The organism is Actinomadura meridiana, from assembly GCF_039537545.1.
GTDB classification, from domain to species: Bacteria; Actinomycetota; Actinomycetes; order Streptosporangiales; family Streptosporangiaceae; genus Spirillospora; species Spirillospora meridiana.
Genome location: NZ_BAABAS010000005.1, coordinates 205051 through 222278 on the forward strand (window position 1 = coordinate 205051; position 17228 = coordinate 222278).

The following is a 17228-nucleotide window of genomic DNA, read 5'->3' on the forward strand; positions in this document are numbered from 1 at the left end:
CGTTCGCGGCGCTTAGGCTTTGTATGGGGCCGCGAGTAAGAGGAGAGGGATGAGCGTTTCACTGGGAATGCCGAGTATCCACGGCGAGGGGGACGGCCAGGACGCGCCGGGCCTGAGCACTCCCCGTCGCGCGTCCCGACAGATCATGGTCGGGAACGTTCCGGTCGGCGGCGACGCCCCGGTGTCCGTGCAGTCCATGACCACGACGCTCACCGCCGACGTGAACTCCACGCTCCAGCAGATCGCGGAGCTGACCGCGTCCGGGTGCCAGATCGTCCGGGTCGCGGTGCCGTCGCAGGACGACGCCGACGCGCTGCCCGCCATCGCGCGCAAGTCGCCGATCCCCGTCATCGCCGACATCCACTTCCAGCCCAAGTACGTGTTCGCGGCGATCGACGCGGGCTGCGCCGCCGTCCGGGTCAACCCGGGCAACATCAAGAAGTTCGACGACAAGGTCGGCGAGATCGCCCGCGCCGCCAAGGCCGCCGGCGTCCCGATCCGGATCGGCGTGAACGCCGGGTCGCTCGACAAGCGGCTGCTGGAGAAGCACGGCAAGGCCACCCCCGACGCGCTGGTCGAGTCGGCGCTGTGGGAGTGCTCGCTGTTCGAGGAGCACGACTTCCGCGACATCAAGATCTCGGTCAAGCACAACGACCCGGTCGTGATGATCGAGGCGTACCGGCGGCTCGCCGCCGCCTGCGACTACCCGCTGCACCTCGGCGTGACCGAGGCGGGCCCGGCGTTCCAGGGCACGATCAAGTCGGCGGTGGCGTTCGGCGCGCTGCTCGCCGAGGGGATCGGCGACACGATCCGGGTGTCGCTGTCGGCGCCGCCGGTCGAGGAGGTCAAGGTCGGCACCGCGATCCTGGAGTCGCTCGGGCTGCGCAAGCGCGGGCTGGAGATCGTGTCGTGCCCGTCGTGCGGTCGCGCCCAGGTCGACGTGTACACGCTGGCCGAGCAGGTCACCGCCGGGTTGAAGGACTTCCCCGTCCCGCTGCGCGTGGCCGTGATGGGCTGCGTCGTGAACGGGCCCGGCGAGGCGCGCGAGGCCGACCTCGGGGTCGCGTCCGGCAACGGCAAGGGCCAGATCTTCGTGAAGGGGCAGGTCGTCAAGACCGTCCCCGAGGCGCAGATCGTGGAGACCCTGATCGAGGAGGCCATGCGCATCGCCGACGAGATGGGCATCGAGATCGGCGAGGACGGCACGGTCTCGGGCCCCGGCGCCGACGTCATCGTCACCTGAGCCGTCACCCGAGCGTCACCCGAGTCGTCACCTGACCGGCGCCGCGCCGGTCGGCGCCGTCACCTGACCAGCCGACGACGAAGAAAGCCAAGGTCGCAGGGCCCCGGATGGGAATCCGGGGCCCTTTCGCGTGCGCGCTGACCGGGATTCGCAGACGCCGAAGGTGATCACGAAGTTCCGTTGATCTTGTCACGATTCCGCATCACTAGCCGCGCGCCCTGTCGGCGCTACGGCCAGGACGTCACAATTCTCCCGCATTACCCATATGTCTGACTCAATCGGAGTCGGCACGTTAGGGGGATTTGTGAAGAGGATCGTTGTCGTGGCCGCGGTGGCCGGCCTCGGTCTCACCGGCCTGGGCGCCACAAGCGCGCAGGCCGCGAGCCCCTCCGCCGGAACGGCCGGAGGATTCCAACCCGCCGCCCCGAAGTGGCACACCTGTCCGGCGGACTTCGTCAAGACCGTGCATGACCTCTACGACGCCATCTATCCCGTCTCCGAGATCATGCAGTGCGCCGAGCTGTCGGTCCCGCTGGACTACGCCAAGCCGCACGGCACGAAGATCACGCTCCAGCTGACCAAGACCCCGCACACGGGCAAGGGTCCGGCCAAGGGCGACATCGTGGTCAACCCGGGCGGCCCCGGCGGGGGCGGCGCGCTGTTCGGGCCGCGCGTGTTCGCGCAGAACTCCGCCGCGATGCGCAAGGAGTTCAACGTCATCGGGTTCGACCCGCGTGGCGTCGGCATGAGCGTCCCGGCCCTCACCTGCGACCGGAACTACACCAACGCCCCGCGTCCCGACTACGGGACCGGTGACCGCAGGTCCGTCCACACCTGGCTGAAGCTCTCCAAGGGCTACGCCGACGCCTGCGCGAAGAACGACAAGATCGGGCTCCTGGACCACATCAAGACCATCGACTCGGTCAACGACGTCGAGTCGATCCGGCGCGCGCTGGGCAACGACAAGCTCGACTACTACGGCGCGTCCTACGGCACCTACCTCGGCTCGTCGTACGCGACCGTCTACCCGAAGAACGTCGGCCGGATGGTGCTGGACGGCAACGTCGGCCCCTCCGACGCCTGGTACGACGCCAACCTCAACCAGGACATCCAGTTCGACATCAACATCGACTACTACTTCGGCTGGATCGCCAAGTACGACTCGGTGTACCACCTGGGTAAGACGCAGCGGCAGGTCCGTGACTACTTCTACGCCCTGCGGCACAAGCTCAAGTACAAGCCCGTCTACTACACCGACAAGGACAGCGGTCAGACGACCGCCGTCGGCCCGGACGAGCTGAACGACGTCATCCTCAACGCCGGGTACCGGCGCAACCAGGCGCTCTGGCACGGCTACGCCGCCGGGCTGGCCGCCTACAAGGCGGGCGACACCGCCGGGTTCGCGCAGACCTACGGCTCGCCGACCACCGGCGGCGCCGACGACAACGGCTACGCCGTGTACCTCGCCGTGCAGTGCACCGACGTCCAGTGGCCGCTGAGCTGGCGCAAGTGGCAGCGCGACAACTCGCACATCAACCGCAAGCACCCGTTCTACGCCTGGGGCAACGCCTGGTACAACGCGCCGTGCCTGTACTGGGGCGCCAAGGCCGGCACGCCGATCGACATCGGCCGCACCCGTGACCTGCCCCGCAACATCCTGATGTTCCAGTCGACCGAGGACGCGGCCACGCCGTACGAGGGCGCGCTGGAGATGCACCGCAGACTGAAGGACTCGCGCCTGGTCGTGCAGGACGGCGACCGCACGCACTGCATCGTGCACCGCGGTTCCGCCCAGGTGGACGCCTACTTCGACGCCTACTTCCTGACGGGGGAGCGGCCGAAGGAGCGGACCGTCCACGTCCCGCAGCTCGGTGACCCGACCCCGCCCGCGTCCGCCAACGCGAACGCCCGGACGCTGACCGGCACCGGCTCGCTGACGGCGGCCCAGCTGAAGGCGGACATCATCCGCTGACCCAGCACGGGACACCACGTAACACCCGTAACACCATGTAACATCACGGCGTGCCACCGCCGTATGACGGTGGCACGCCGTACCCGAAGGCCCCGGGGAGTGATCTCCGGGGCCTTTCGCGTGGCCCGGAACGTCCCGCAACATCACGAAGTTCCGTTGATCTTGTCACGATTCGGCATCCACTCAGGTCGGACCCTGCCGCTATATGCCACATAAGGGACAGAATCTGGCACGCAATTCGCATCCGCTATGCATCGGCGTGGCTCCCCCCTCCGGCCCCAACGTCGGGCATCCGGAGCCGCCGATCTGAGGGGGTCAAGTGAAGAGAGTCCTGCTCGTCGCGACCGCGGCGGTCGTGGCGACCGGCGGCGCCGGAGCCGCCGTCACCGCGAGCGCGGACACCGGCCCGGCCGGTGCCACCGCGGTCGCGGCCACCGGAATCGACTGGGGCAAGTGCCAGGTCAGCGGCCCGGACGACCCGATGAACACCGCCCAGTGCGCCCAGGTCGCGGTGCCGCTCGACTACCGGCACCCGGACGGCCGCAAGATCTCCATCGCGGTGTCGCGGTACAAGCACACCGACGACAAGAACTACCAGGGCGTCCTGTTCGTGAACCCGGGCGGCCCCGGCGGCTCGGGCCTCGCGTACGCGCCCGCGCTCGCCCGCTGGATCGGCGGTGTCGGGCACGCCGACGTCGCCGCCAAGTACGACATCATCGGCTTCGACCCGCGCGGCGTCGGCTCCAGCCAGCCCGCGCTGACCTGCGACCCGCACTACTCCGACCCGATCCGTCCGGACTACGTCCCCGGCTCGCGGAAGGACGAGGCGGCCTGGATCGCCAAGTCGCGCAAGTACGCGCAGGACTGCCAGAAGAACTTCGGCTGGCTGCTGCCGCACATGCGCACCACCGACGCCGCCCGCGACATCGACACGATTCGCGCCGCGCTCGGCCAGAAGCAGATCAGCTGGTACGGCTTCTCCTACGGCACGTACTTCGGCGCCACCTACGCCACGCTGTTCCCGAGCCGCGTGAAGCGGATGGTCCTTGACGGCAACGTCAACCCCAAGACCATCTGGTACGACGCGCAGCTCGAACAGGACAAGGCGTTCGAGCGCAACATGAAGTCCTGGTGGGGCTGGATCGCCAAGTGGGACTCGGTCTACCACCTCGGTACCACCGAGGAGGCCGTCGAGGCCAAGTACTACGAGGTCCGCGCCGGGGCGAAGAAGTCCCCGATCGCAGGCAAGATCGGCCCGGACGAGCTGGACGACATCGTCCTGACCGCCGGGTACAACACGGGCTACTACATCCCGTTCGCGCAGATCCTGTCGGCGTGGGTCAACAACGAGGACCCGTCGGGTCTCCTCTCGTGGCTCAACACCGGCGGTGACGACAACGGCTTCGCCGTCTACAACGCCGTCCAGGCCGCCGACGTGCAATGGCCGCGCAACTGGGGCAAGTGGCACCGCGACGCCGAGAAGCTCTACCGGCAGGGCTACCACTTCAACACGTGGAGCAACGTCTGGTACAACGCCCCGATCGCGTTCTGGCCCTTCAAGGGCGGCCCCGAGTTCCGGCTGAAGGGCAGCAGGCACCTGCCCGGCATGCTGCTCGTCCAGTCCACGCAGGACGCGGCGACCCCGGTCGTCGGCGGGCTGGAGATGCACAAGGTCTTCCCGTCCTCCCGGCTGGTGTTCGAGGTCGGCGGCAAGACGCACGCCAACACGCTCAACGGCAACGCCTGCCTGGACGACAAGGTCGCCGCGTACCTCGACACGGGCGCGCTGCCGCGGAGCCACCGCGGCCCCGACGCCTACTGCAAGGCCGTCCCGGCGCTGAACGACCCGGACCCGACGGCCATGACGGCCAAGGCCGCCGGAGGCGCCACCGGTAAGGACCTCCCGGTCGGACGCCCGTAACACGCTGAATCCGCACATGGCGTGCCCGCTTCGCGGCGGGCGCGCCATGTCGCGTTGTTCGAGGTACATCCGGCTTGAGGCTGGAATCGCGCGATATCGGGGTTCGGGGTGCTCGCGGCGCCGCTCCGATAGAAATCCGGAGTGCTGAACGACGCTGGAAAGAGGACCGTGGCCGGGACGGCGGCCGCCGCCGTCACGCTGGGGATCATCGGTGCCGCGGCATTGGGGGCGCCCGCCGCCGCGACGTCGCGTCCGGCTTCCGAGCCCACACACCCGGCTCCGCGCCCGGCGGGGATCGACTGGAAGGCGTGCCCCACCAAGGACCCGGTCGAGGGGACGCACGTCAAGGGGCTCCAGTGCGCGTCCATCCGGGTGCCGCTCGACTACGCCCGCCCGGACGGCGAGCAGATCACCCTCGAACTGACGCGGGCCCGGCACACCGCGTCCCGCTCCCAGGGCGTGGTGCTGCTGAACCGGGGCGGGCCCGGCGCGCACGGACGCGACCTGCCCGGCTTCTTCAAACGCACCCTGCCCGCGAAGGTCGCGGCGTCCTACGACTGGATCGGCTTCGACCCGCGCGGCGTCGGGGCCAGCAAGCCCTCCCTGATCTGCGACACCAGCTACCAGGACCCCGGGCGCGCGCGTCCCGACACCATCCCGGCGAACGCGCGGGAGGAACGGGCCTGGACGGCGCGCGCCAAGGCGTACGCCGACGACTGCGCCAGGAAGTACCGGAAGATCCTGCCGTACATGGGCACCACCGAATGGGCCCGTGACATGGACGAGATCCGCAAGGCCCTCCGCCAAGACAAGCTCAACTACTTCGGGTACTCGTACGGCAGCTACCTGGGCGCGGTCTACGCGACGATGTTCCCCGGACGGGTCCGCCGCATGGTGCTCGACAGCGTCGTCCGTCCCAGCGGGGTCTGGTACCAGGACAACCTCGACCAGAACGTCGCGTTCGAGAAGCGGATCCGCGCGTACTTCGCCTGGATCGCCCGCCACCACGACACCTTCCGGCTCGGCACGTCCGAGAAGCGGGTCGCGCACGCCTACGCCAAGGCACGGGCGGCGCTCAAGGCCAAGCCCATCGACGGGAAGATCGGGCCCGCCGAACTGGACGACGTCTTCCTCGCCGACGGCTACGCCGACCAGAGCTGGGCCGCGCACGCGAGGGCGCTGTCGGCGTACGTCGTCCGGCACGACGCCGGGCCGCTGCGCAAGACCTGGCGGCCGCCCGGGCGGCTCGACCAGAACAACTACGCCGTCTACACCGCCGTCCAGTGCCGCGACGCCTCCTGGCCGCGCGACTGGGACCGCTGGCACGCCGACAGCGAACGCCTCTACCGGCAGGGCTACCGCTTCGAGACGTGGAGCAACACCTGGTACAACGCGCCGTGCGCGTTCTGGGCGGTGAACGGCGACACGGCCCCGCGCGTGCGGGGCACGGCGTCGCTGCCGCCGATCCTGCTCGTCCAGGCTCAGGAGGACGCCGCGACGCCGTACGACGGCGCGGTGGAGACGCACCGCCTGTTCCCCACGTCCCGGCTCCTGGTGCAGCGGGGCGGCCACAACCACGGTGTCTCGCTCTCAGGGGACCGGTGCGTCGACGGGGCCGTCGCCGCCTACCTCGGGAGCGGCCGGGTGCCCGCGAGCCGTCCCGGGCCGGACGCCGAGTGCCAGGCCGGTCCCGAGCCCGCCGCCGTGGCGAAGCCGCGCCAGGCGAAGCACACCGTCTCGCATCACTGACCCGTGTCGCCTATTCGCGGTGCCGACTCGTACCGTCGAGCGCCTGCCGGACGGTCCGGACGACCGTTCATGGTGCTCGCGCGGATGACCGGACTTCAGACGGCATAGGCTTGAGCACGTGCTGCTTTCAATGGTGAGGGTGCGCGCGGCCACCGGGGGCCGGTAGCCGTGCGCATGCTGGGCTCGGTCCCGGTGCGCGTGCTGGACGACCGGCACCGGGCGGAGGCCCTCGCGATCCTGGACGCCGACCCGGTGTCCAACGTGTTCGTCAGTTCCCGCGTGCACGCGGCGGGGCTCGACCCGCGCCGCCTCGGCGCCCAGATGTGGGGTTACCTGCGCGAGGGGCGGCTCGTCTCGCTGTGCTACTCCGGCGCCAACCTGATCCCCGTCGCGGCGGGCCCGCGGGCCGTCCGCGCGTTCGCCGAACGGGCCCAGGCGCAGGGACGGCGCTGCTCGTCCATCGTCGGGCCCGTCGACACGGTCGGGGAGCTGTGGGAGATCCTCGCGCCGTACTGGGGGCCGCCGCGGGCCGTCCGGGCCGTCCAGCCGGTCATGGCGACCTCCGCCGTCCCCGCCGTCCCGGCCGACCCGGGTGTCCGGCGGGTCCGGATGGAGGAGTTCGACATCGTCTACCCCGCCTGCGTCGCGATGTTCACCGAGGAGGTCGGGATCTCGCCCGACACCGGCGACGGCGGCGTCCTGTACCGGGCCCGGGTCGCCGAGCTGATCCGCGACGGCCGCGCCTTCGCCCGCATCGAGGGTGGCCGCGTCGTGTTCAAGGCGGAGGTCGGCGCCGTCACCCCGCACGCCTGCCAGGTGCAGGGCGTCTGGGTGCCGCCCGATCTGCGCGGGCGGGGCCGGGCGGCCGCCGGGATGTCCGCCGTGGTGCGCGAGGCGCTGCGCGGCATCGCACCGGCGGTGTCACTGTACGTGAACGACTACAACGAGCGGGCGCGGGCCGTGTACCGGCGGGTGGGCTTCGCCGAGATCGGGTCGTTCATGTCGATTCTGTTCTGAATCGGGCTGGCTGGGCCTAGCATTTTGTCTTTGCCTGCCCGGTATCGCCCGAACAATGATTCAGGCTGTCCAGGACCGGTACCATCCGGCCGTGGAATTCGCCGGAGCGTTGCGGCAGGCCATTCAGGCCAGCGGGCTGACTCTGGAACGGATCCGGCACCGGCTGGGACGGCGTGGCCTCACCGTCAGCGTGGCCACGCTGAGCTACTGGCAACGTGGCCGGAGCCGTCCGCGCTCCCGCACCGTCGTCGTCGCCCTGGAGGAGATTCTCCAGGTGCCGCCGGGGACTCTGACAGACCTGCTCGACGACCCCGCGCCCACCGCGACGCCCGTCCGCGGCGGGCTGACCGCCGGGGCGCCGGGTCCGGGCGAGCGCGGCCGTCCCGTGCGGGACCTGTGGCCCGACCCTGAGCAGTACACGAACCTCGTCGGGCAGCTCGACCGGTCCGGCGACCACCGGCTCGAGCGGCTGAGCATCCACGACGTGTTCCGGCTCGACGAGGTCCGCCGCTCCTGGACGCTGTCGGTCCGCACCGTGCTGCGCGCGGCCGGTGACGACATCGACCGGGTCGTGTGCGTCCACCAGACGCGCAGCGTCCAGCAGCCCGGCAACACCGGCAATCTGGGCAACGCGGGCGGCACGGGCAACCCCGGCAACGGCGTGGCGCCCGCCGAGCACGCGCTCGACGTCGCGGCCGAGGACGGCGGCATGCTCGACGGCCGCATGGCCGACCACCGCCCGGCCGAGGGCTGCGACGCCAAGAAGGACCTGCCCGACGACGAGATGGTCTCCGGAACGGGCATCGGGACGGCCGGTCTCGCCGACGTGCGCTACTGCCGTCCCGGACGGATCCGCGCCGAGGGCGGGCTGGTGGCGTTCGAGCTGGTCTTCGACCGCGTCCTGTCCGCGGGCGACACCGCCGTCGTCGAGTACGAGCTCGGCCCCATCGACGAGCCCGCCTACGACTGCTACGACCGGAGGTTCTCCCATCCCGTCCACGACTACGTCGCGATCATCCAGTTCGACGGCGACCGGCTCCCCGCGCGCTGCTACGGCTTCACCGCCGAAAGCTCCCAGTCGCCGCGGCAGCGCCTCGGAGAGCTGTGGATCGGGACATCGGGCAGTGCCAACATCGCCGTCGGCGCCGTGCGGCGCGGCATCGTCGGCATCGAATGGGAGTGGCATTGAGCCCGGTTCCGGAGCGGGAGTCGGCAGGTGGGAGTGGGTCGACCCCCGCCGCCCGCCACCTGCGGATGATCTCGTCCGGGAAACACATGACCGGCGGGCCCGCCGGAGCTACACTCCATGAACCCGGCATTGCCCCCGGGTGGCCGCGACGAGACGAATGGGAAAGGAGAGACGTCAAAAGTTGCCTGTTGGCATTGAGCCACCAGGGACTTACAGTGAGCATTGAATCGCAATTGAAGTTGTCAAGGCCGTTGTGCGGGGGCCGGCCGGAGCTGATCCGGAGGCCGAACAGTGCAGAGTGTCGCAGAAGACGATCTCCTACAGGTCTTGCAGTACGGTCCGTTCAATGTCGCCCTGCATGCGGCGATCCAGGCGCGGGGCCTCAGCCTCGACTCGCTGCGGCGCCGCCTGGACGAGCAGGGCATCGCCGTCAGCCTGTCCACGCTGAGCTACTGGCAGCGCGGCCGGACACGGCCCGAGCGCGCTGACTCCATGCGCGCCGTCCGCGGCCTCGAGGTCATCCTCGAACTGCCGCGCCATTCCCTGTTGACCCTCCTCAAGCCGACCGCGGAACGTGCGACCGGTCCGTGGCTGCCCGTGGAGGAACTGTGTCCCGAGCCCGGCGTCCGCGATCTGCTGGACGAGATCGGGGACCGCGGCGAGCGGCAGCTCACCGGGCTCAGCATGCACGACCAGTACATCATCGGTCGCCGCCGTGAGCTGCACGAGGTCCGTGTCCGCGCCGTGTTCCAGGCACAGCAGCGCGGGGTGGACCGGTGGATCGCGGTGTACCACCATCCGCAGGGCGTCCTGCCGTCGTCCCGTACCGTCCGCGGCTGCCGCTTCGGGCGCGTCAGGATGGACGAGGCCAGCGGCCTCATCGCCGCCGAGCTGCTGTTCGACCGGGCCCTCGGTCGCGGCGAGACGTATCTGCTGGAATACGGCTTCGGGTTCGACGAGGCCAGCCCACCCGCCAGCGAGGAGGGACGCGGGTTCCGCGCCCCCCAGCACGAGTACCTGATCGAGATACGGTTCCACCCGGCCGCGCTCCCCGCCCGCTGCTACCGGACGTGGCGTCCGGACGGCCACACCGCGCTCAAGGACTCGGCCGACCTGCGGCTGTCGAGCTACCAGAGCGTCCACTTCATCGAGTTCGGCATGGCCGCCGGGTATCACGGCATCCGCTGGGAATGGGATTGAATGAATGGCTTGCGCGGTTCGTCTCCTCGCCCCCGCGGGGCTCGGAGCCGAGCCGCGTAAGTGTGTGAACACGGAGACGAATTAATTGACGATAATTCGTTTTCCGACCAGCCGGGCTCGTTTTCAGGTCGGCATCATTTGACGAGCAGATCGAGCAGGCGGTCCAGCTCCGCCGCCGGGTCGTCGGTCAGCCCCGCGTGCACCGGCCCCGGCTGGACGATCGTGCTCCGCGGCGCCGTCAACCAGCGGAACCTGGCACCCGGCTTCTCGTTCGCCGCCTGCCCCGCCTGGTCGCCGCCGCAGCAGACGGCGGACACGGCCTTCAGCGCGTTGCGGACGCCCTCGACGTTCAGCAGCGGGTCCAGGGCGAGGAGGCGCTGCTCGTCCAGATGGGTGCGGCAGCCGAGATAGTCGCGGGCCCGGCAGTACACCACCACGCCCACGTTCATCGTCTCGCCGCGCTCCACACGCGGGACGATCCGCAGCGCCGCGTACTCGAACACCGTGGGCTCCGCCGCCGTCCGGATGTTGCCGCTCATCGTCCGCCACCCCCGAGCCAACCGGGACGGTTCCTTGTGGGGGGACGACCCCCCACACCCCCCGGACCGGCTCGGTTCTCTCCGCGCCGCACTGACGTGTCGGGGGAGTGCCCGGCGACGTCCAGGTCCGGCAGCCAGTCGCGGGGCTTGCCCGCGCGGGGCAGCAGGATGTCGACGTAGGCGTCGCGCAGCGCCTGCGGGGAGGCGAACCCGGGCTCGCCCTCCAGCCAGAGGTCGGGCACCAGGGCCGTCACCTCGCGCAGCAGCGCCTCGGTGATCTTCGGCGCGAGCTCGGCCTCCGCGGCCTCCAGTTGGGTCGCGTACGGGACGAGGACGTGCTCGTCCACGTCGTAGGGGCCGGAGAACAGCCGGGTCGCGTTCGTCCAGGCGTGGTGGAAGATGAGGCTCGCTCCATGGTCGATCAGCCACACGTCGCCGTGCCACACCAGCAGGTTCGGGTTCCGCCAGCTGCGGTCGACGTTGCCGGTGAAGGCGTCGAACCACAGCACCCGGGACGCGAAGCCGGGGTCCGGACGCCAGCCGAGCGGGTCGAACCCGAGCGACCCGGGCAGGAAGTCGACGCCGAGGTTCCACCCGGGGCTCGCCTTGAGCAGGTCCTGCACGTCGGGGTCGGGCTCGTGCCGTCCGATCGCGGGGTCCAGGTCGACGAGCACCTGGTCGGGCACCCGGAAACCGAGCCGGCGGGCCAGCTCACCGGCGATCACCTCGGCGATCAGCGCCTTGCGGCCCTGCCCGGCGCCGTGGAACTTCACGACGTAGGTGCCGAGGTCGTCGGCCTCGACGACGCCCGGCAGCGACCCGCCCTCGCGTAGCGGCGTCACGTAGCGGATGGCTGTCACGTGTGGCAACACACCGCAAACGCTATCGGGTGAGGGCGCCCGGGATAATCGAATTGTGGGCCTTGAACTGCTCGACCTGTCGGTGCCGATCGCGACGGGCATGCCCGTGTACCCCGGGGATCCGGAGGTCGAGGCCGTCCCGGCGCTGACGGCGGCGGAGTCCGGCGTGAACGTGCTGCGGCTGCACCTGGGTTCGCAGACCGGCACCCACGTGGACGCCCCGTTCCACATCGACGACTCGCTGCCGCGCCTGGACGAGCTGCCCCTGTCCCGCTTCACCGGCCCGGCCGTCGTCCTGGACGCCCGCGGCCTCCCACCACGCTCGCCCATCGGCCCTGACCTGCTCCCGGACGGGCTCGCGCTCGGCGTCGTCCTGCTCATCGCGACAGGTTGGTCGGAACACTGGGGGACCGACGCCTACCTAGCCCACCCGTACCCCACCCCGGAGACCGCCGCCGCGATCGTGGCCGCCGGTGCCCGGACGGTCGCCATCGACGCCCTCAGCGTCGACCGCACGCCGCCTCCCGGCTCGGACGACTTCTCCCTGGCGGCCCATCGCGTCCTCTGCGGCGCGGGCGCGGTGATCGGCGAGAACCTGACCGGCCTCGACCGGGTCCTGGCCGCGCAGGACGCGGGCCGCGCGGTCGAGGTCTCCCTGTTCCCGATCGCCTTGGCGGCCGCCGACGGCGCGCCCGTCCGCGCCATCGCCCGCGTCGACGACCCGCCCCCGCCCGCCTGACGGCGCTCGACGGGTGGGCTAGCGGACCATCCGGAGACAGAAGAAGGCCGGGAACCGGACGTACTGCCCCTTACCCGCCTTCACCGCGCCCAGGATGATGAAGACCCACTGCCCGATCAGCGCCTCCAGGTACGGGACGATGAGCAGGGCGAGGGGCGCGGGCGTGTCCAGCGCGATGGCGAACGGGATCGAGACGGCCAGCACCGCGACGAAGTGGATCATCAGGGTGAGCTGCTGGTTCAGCGCCTGCGCCGCGTGGTACCTGGTGAACGGCTCGGTGTTCTTCTTGACGAAGTAGATGATCATCGGCGCCAGGAAGCCGAGCACGATCATCCCGACATAGGAGAAGATCGCCCAGGTCGTCTCCAGTTGCGGCCCACCGTACGGAGGGACGCCCGGAGGCCCGTATCCCCAATGCGGATCGTAGGGCCCACCAGGCGGCGGTCCACCAGGCGGCGGCGGACCCCCGGGAGGCGGTCCACCGAACGGCGGCCCTCCGGGAGGCGGTCCACCAGGCGGAGGCGCGCCGGGAGGCGGTGCGCCAGGAGGAGGATCGTCCACGGGAGGAGCGCCCGGCACCTCGCCGTAGGAGCCTTCGTACGGCGGGGGCTGCGCGGGCGGCGGATCGTCCGTCACTGGTCGTTCCTTCGGTACTGGGGGATACCGCAGAAATCTATCGGAATCCGAAGCGGCGCCGGTCTGAGGCGCGCACCGCGCCGTCCCCTCCTTGGACCGTGACAAGATCATGGCCTCGCCGCCGGTGCACTACGGTCATCGGACATGACGGGCGACAAGGGCTTCGGCGGCATTGGCGACGATTCGGGACGCGACAACCCGTATCCGCTGCCCGGCCAGGATTGGGAAACGCCCCAGAACGACACGCCCCCGCCCCCGACGCCGGGCGATCCGTCCTCCTTCATCGGCGGCCGCTCGGTGCGGTCGAGGCCGAGCCGGATCTGGCTCGCGTTCCTCGGCCCGTTCGTCGCCTTCATGCTCGTCATCGCGACGTGGGCCGGGTACGAGTTCTACCAGCTGTCCCAGGACCCCGACGTCGAGGACGAGTACTCCTCGGCACCTCCGCCGGACTCCCCGGAGCCCGAACCGTCCAGCACCGTCCCGCCGAGGGTGCGGGGCTGGAAGGCCGTCAGCAGCGCCAAGTACGGGCTGACGTACGACGTCTCGCCGTCCTGGCGCATCCTGCCCTCGGGCACGCTCCACGGCTACGAAGGCGTCAACGGCGGCAATCCGGTCATGATGAGCTCCGGCGCCGAGTTCCGCGAGGGCGCGTGTAAGGACGGCGACGACGAGTACGACCGCGCGGACACCGGCTTCAACCAGTACGTCGTGGGCGACGTGCTGAAGGTCGCCAACCACGCGGCGAACAAATGGGCCACCAACGGCTACAGCGAGGAGGGCGCACCGGCCCCGGTGGTCACCCTGAGCGCCCCGAAGACCGTGCGGGTCGGACGCGCGCGTGCGGTGTACATCCGCGCCGACGTCGTCGTGAAGGCCGGGAAGAAGTGCTCGCCGCCGAAAGCGGTCGTCCACACGGTGGCCGTGCCGGGCGTGGCTCCCGGGCTGACGACGGTCTTCGTCCTGCTGGCCGACCAGGGCGTCCCGGACGCGCTGCCGAACGCGGACATGCGGAAGATCCTGGCCAGCCTCCGGCCCAACCCGACGCCGACGTCCAACGGGGCATGAAATGTCGTAGAACAACCCCAGTGTCCGGACCGCCGCGGGCCGTATCTTAGAATCGCGTTCGGCTTATCGGGGGCGGGGACACCCCGGCTGGGAGAGTGCATGAGCGCGGCGTGGGGACGGGACCAACTCGGCGAGGACGAGGCGGCGGCGCTGGCGTGCCTCGCGGCCCGCGTCCGCGAGCTGGCGGAGGCCGCCCTCCTCACCGGGATCGGCGCCGCCGAGGCCGCCACAGTGGCCGACGAGGTCCGCTCACTGACCGCGCGCCTCGAAACCGAACGCCGGGACGACCCGCCGTTCGCCGCGCCCTCCGCCGACCGCGTGGACCGGCAGCTCGGCAGCCCCGTCTCCGGGCATCTCAACCCGCTCGCGCCGCCCGTCGACCTGGAGGTCACCGCGGACGGCATCGTCCGCGGCGAGTTCACGCTCGGCCCCCTCTACGAGGGCCCGCCGTCGTACGCGCACGGCGGCGTCTCCGCGATGGTGCTCGACCAGGCCCTCGGGATGGCCGCCCTCGCGACCGGCACGCCTGGCATGACCGCGAACCTGGAACTGCGGTACCGGCGTCCCACCCCGCTCGCCGTCCCGCTCCTCGTCGAGGCGAAGGCGAGCCACGTCGAGGGCCGCAAGGTGTTCGCGTCCGGGACGATCGCCGCGCCGGACGGCCGCGTTACCGTGGAGGCCACCGCGATGTTCGTCATGCCACAGCGGTTCGTCACCTCCCGGTACCGTCCCGCCGAGAACGGCCCCGGCACGCCCCCCTGATTCGACGGGGCAAGATACGACATTGCGCGACGCATGAGCATTTGGTGGCATACGGTTCCGCCATGGCGAGTGTTCTGGTGGTCGAGGACGACGCGAACGTCCGAACCGCCTTGATCAGGGAACTGAGCGCCCGTTCGCATGTCGTGCGCAGCGTCGGCACCGCGATGGACGCGCTGCGCGAGGTGACGCAGTCGCCGCCGGACGTCGTCGTCCTCGACCTCGGGCTCCCCGACCTCGACGGCGCGGAGGTGCTGAAGATGCTGCGCGGCATCTCCGACATTCCCGTCATCATCGCGACGGCCAGGGACGACGAGCCGGAGATCGTCCGGTTGCTGAACGCGGGCGCCGACGACTACCTCATCAAGCCGTTCTCCATCGAGCACCTCAGCGCCCGGCTCGCCGCCGTGCTGCGCAGGTCGGCGCGGTCCGGCCCGACCAACGAGCTCAGCGTCGGCGGCCTGCACATCGACCTGGACCGGCGGCAGGCCACCCTCAACGGCGACGCCCTCGAACTGACCCGCCGCGAGTTCGACCTGCTCGCCTACCTCGCCGCCCGTCCCGGACGGGTCGTCGCGCGACGCGAGCTGCTCGCCGAGGTGTGGCGGCAGGCCTACGGCGACGACCAGACCATCGACGTCCACCTGTCGTGGCTGCGCCGCAAACTCGGCGAGACCGCCGCCGCCCCCCGCTACCTGCACACGGTGCGCGGCGTCGGGGTCCGGCTGGCCGAACCCGACCCGCGACCATGAGACGGACCCTGGTCCTGGTCTCGCTGGCGGTCACCTCCATGGTGGCGCTGGCGTTCCTCATCCCGCTCGCGCTGACCGTCCGGGAGATCGCCAGGGACCGGGCCGTCACCACCGCCGAACGCCAGGCCAGCGCGCTCGGCCCCGTCCTGGTCGTCACCGAGGACCGCGCCGCCCTCGAACGCGCCGTCGCCAGCACCCAGGCGGGCGCCGCCGGCCGGATGACCGTGCACATGCCGGACGACGAACTCGTCCCGACCGGCCCCCGCGACGGCACCGGCGCTCACCCTGACCAACTGGCCGAGGCAGAACGCCGTGGCCGCTCCTACACCGCCCGCGTGGACGACGGCTACGCGCTGCTGCAACCGGTGTCCCTGGACGCTGGCCGCACCGCCGTGGTCGAGGTGTACCTCCCCGACGGCGACCTGACCCGAGGCGTGTGGAAGGCATGGCTGGTCATGACAACGGTCGCCGCCGCCCTGGTCGCCGGTTCCGTAGCCGTCGCCGACCGCTTGGGCAACCGCATGATCCGCTCCACCCGCCGCTTGGCCGAAGCCGCCGCAGCTTTCGGGGACGGCGAACTATCAGTCCGCATCGAACCCGACGGCCCACCCGAACTGCTCGAAGCGGGCCTGGCGTTCAACGCGATGGCCGACCACGTCGTCCAACTCCTCTCGGCGGAACGCGAAATGGCCGCAGACCTCTCCCACCGCCTCCGCACCCCCCTCGCCGCCCTCCGCCTCAACGCCGAAGCTCTCGGCGACGGCCCGGTCGCCGAACAAACCCGCCAGGCCGTAGACCGCATCGAACGCGAGGTTGACCAGATCATCCGCACCGTCCGGCGCCCCACCGGCCGAGGCAGCTGCGACGCCGCGAAAGTCCTCCGCGACCGCGTCGCGTTCTGGTCCGTCCTGGCCGAAGACGAGGGCCGCTCCTGCGAACTGGTGGGCGCCGAAACCCCGGCCCCCCTCCGCGTGCCCGGCACCGAACTAGCAGCCGCAGTAGACGCCCTCCTGGGCAACATCTTCCGTCACACATCCGAAGGCACAGGCTTCGTCGTCACCCTCCACCAGGGCCAAGGCGTGACCGGCATCCTCGTAGCAGACGGCGGCCCAGGCATAGCCGACCCGGACGCCGCCCTCAAACGGGGCATCAGCGGCGGCGGCTCCACCGGCCTCGGCCTGGACATAGCCCGCCGCGCCGCCGAATCCACCGGCGGCTACCTGCGCATCCATCGCAGCGTCCTCGGCGGCGCCCAGATCCAGATGTGGTTCCGCACCAAATGGCTACCACCCACCCGCCGCCCCCGCTCCCGCCGCCTAGTCCGCCGCCGCCACTCCCGCACGCCATAAGCACGCGCTTAAAACCGCCTTAACACCCAAACCCAGAACCACGAAGCCCCTACCGTCCCCACCATGAACCGCCGCACCCGATACGCAGCCGCAGGGCTCATCGGCATCGCGGGCCTCGTGGTCGCCGCGACAATCGCCGTCCTCGGCCTCCTCGCGAGCGGCTACGTCCCCACCGCCCCGAGCGGCTATCTCATCAACATCTGACGCCGGGAAACGGGGCCGACGCAGGGCGCCGGCC

Annotated in this window: 16 protein-coding genes; 13 read left to right on the forward strand and 3 right to left on the reverse strand. The window is 70.7% G+C overall.

The genetic code is table 11. The annotated features are described in order from the left end of the window. Positions 1-49 precede the first annotated feature (49 nt). The 7 genes from ispG (at position 50) to ABD808_RS10250 (ending at position 10291) form a co-directional block, all read left to right on the forward strand. Positions 50-1243, forward strand: a complete 1194-nt coding sequence (gene ispG, locus ABD808_RS10220) for a flavodoxin-dependent (E)-4-hydroxy-3-methylbut-2-enyl-diphosphate synthase (RefSeq protein ID WP_425548908.1) — start codon at positions 50-52, stop codon at positions 1241-1243. 322 nt (positions 1244-1565) lie between these two features. Next, the gene (locus ABD808_RS10225) at positions 1566-3215 is read left to right on the forward strand and encodes an alpha/beta hydrolase (protein WP_344893501.1); all 1650 of its coding nucleotides are present in this window, start codon (positions 1566-1568) and stop codon (positions 3213-3215) included. Between the two features lie 319 nt (positions 3216-3534). Then, positions 3535-5136, forward strand: coding sequence for an alpha/beta hydrolase (locus ABD808_RS10230; RefSeq protein ID WP_344893503.1), 1602 nt, complete (start codon positions 3535-3537; stop codon positions 5134-5136). A gap of 141 nt (positions 5137-5277) precedes the next feature. Continuing rightward, positions 5278-6885 carry an alpha/beta hydrolase gene (locus ABD808_RS10235; RefSeq protein WP_344893506.1) on the forward strand — a complete coding sequence of 536 codons (1608 nt, stop codon included), beginning with the start codon at positions 5278-5280 and terminating at the stop codon, positions 6883-6885. Between the two features lie 174 nt (positions 6886-7059). Further along, the gene (locus ABD808_RS10240) at positions 7060-7902 is read left to right on the forward strand and encodes a GNAT family N-acetyltransferase (protein WP_344893508.1); all 843 of its coding nucleotides are present in this window, start codon (positions 7060-7062) and stop codon (positions 7900-7902) included. A 91-nt stretch (positions 7903-7993) separates the two neighbouring features. Continuing rightward, on the forward strand, positions 7994-9091 hold the full coding sequence (locus ABD808_RS10245; protein WP_344893510.1) for a helix-turn-helix domain-containing protein: 1098 nt from the start codon (positions 7994-7996) through the stop codon (positions 9089-9091). A gap of 291 nt (positions 9092-9382) precedes the next feature. Further along, positions 9383-10291: a hypothetical protein gene (locus ABD808_RS10250; RefSeq protein ID WP_344893512.1), complete on the forward strand. Its 909-nt coding sequence runs from the start codon at positions 9383-9385 to the stop codon at positions 10289-10291. A 134-nt stretch (positions 10292-10425) separates the two neighbouring features. Here the strand turns inward: ABD808_RS10250 and ABD808_RS10255 are convergent, their stop codons facing one another. Together ABD808_RS10255 and ABD808_RS10260 are read right to left on the reverse strand one after the other, a co-directional pair. Beyond that, positions 10426-10830: a DUF3037 domain-containing protein gene (locus ABD808_RS10255; RefSeq protein WP_344893515.1), complete on the reverse strand. Its 405-nt coding sequence runs from the start codon at positions 10828-10830 to the stop codon at positions 10426-10428. Next, entirely contained in the window at positions 10827-11702 is an 876-nt protein-coding gene (locus ABD808_RS10260; RefSeq protein ID WP_344893517.1) for a HipA family kinase, read from the reverse strand. Before ABD808_RS10260 ends, ABD808_RS10255 begins: the two co-directional genes overlap by 4 nt. A 43-nt stretch (positions 11703-11745) precedes the next feature. Between ABD808_RS10260 and ABD808_RS10265 the strand changes: the two genes are divergently transcribed. Next, positions 11746-12429: a cyclase family protein gene (locus ABD808_RS10265; protein WP_344893520.1), complete on the forward strand. Its 684-nt coding sequence runs from the start codon at positions 11746-11748 to the stop codon at positions 12427-12429. Positions 12430-12447: 18 nt separating this feature from the next. Here the strand turns inward: ABD808_RS10265 and ABD808_RS10270 are convergent, their stop codons facing one another. Further along, positions 12448-13176 (reverse strand): DUF4870 domain-containing protein, encoded by a 729-nt coding sequence (locus tag ABD808_RS10270; RefSeq protein WP_344893523.1) that lies wholly within the window; start codon positions 13174-13176, stop codon positions 12448-12450. Between the two features lie 33 nt (positions 13177-13209). Between ABD808_RS10270 and ABD808_RS10275 the strand changes: the two genes are divergently transcribed. From ABD808_RS10275 to ABD808_RS10295, 5 genes are all read left to right on the forward strand, one after another. Then, positions 13210-14130: a DUF8017 domain-containing protein gene (locus ABD808_RS10275; protein WP_344893526.1), complete on the forward strand. Its 921-nt coding sequence runs from the start codon at positions 13210-13212 to the stop codon at positions 14128-14130. A gap of 99 nt (positions 14131-14229) precedes the next feature. Further along, positions 14230-14892 carry a PaaI family thioesterase gene (locus ABD808_RS10280; protein WP_344893529.1) on the forward strand — a complete coding sequence of 221 codons (663 nt, stop codon included), beginning with the start codon at positions 14230-14232 and terminating at the stop codon, positions 14890-14892. Between the two features lie 62 nt (positions 14893-14954). After that, on the forward strand, positions 14955-15641 hold the full coding sequence (locus ABD808_RS10285; protein ID WP_344893532.1) for a response regulator transcription factor: 687 nt from the start codon (positions 14955-14957) through the stop codon (positions 15639-15641). Further along, the gene (locus ABD808_RS10290) at positions 15638-16990 is read left to right on the forward strand and encodes a sensor histidine kinase (protein ID WP_344893535.1); all 1353 of its coding nucleotides are present in this window, start codon (positions 15638-15640) and stop codon (positions 16988-16990) included. The genes ABD808_RS10285 and ABD808_RS10290 overlap by 4 nt, the downstream gene beginning before the upstream one ends. A 63-nt stretch (positions 16991-17053) precedes the next feature. Then, positions 17054-17194, forward strand: coding sequence for a hypothetical protein (locus ABD808_RS10295; RefSeq protein WP_344893538.1), 141 nt, complete (start codon positions 17054-17056; stop codon positions 17192-17194). The last annotated feature ends 34 nt before the right edge of the window (positions 17195-17228 follow it).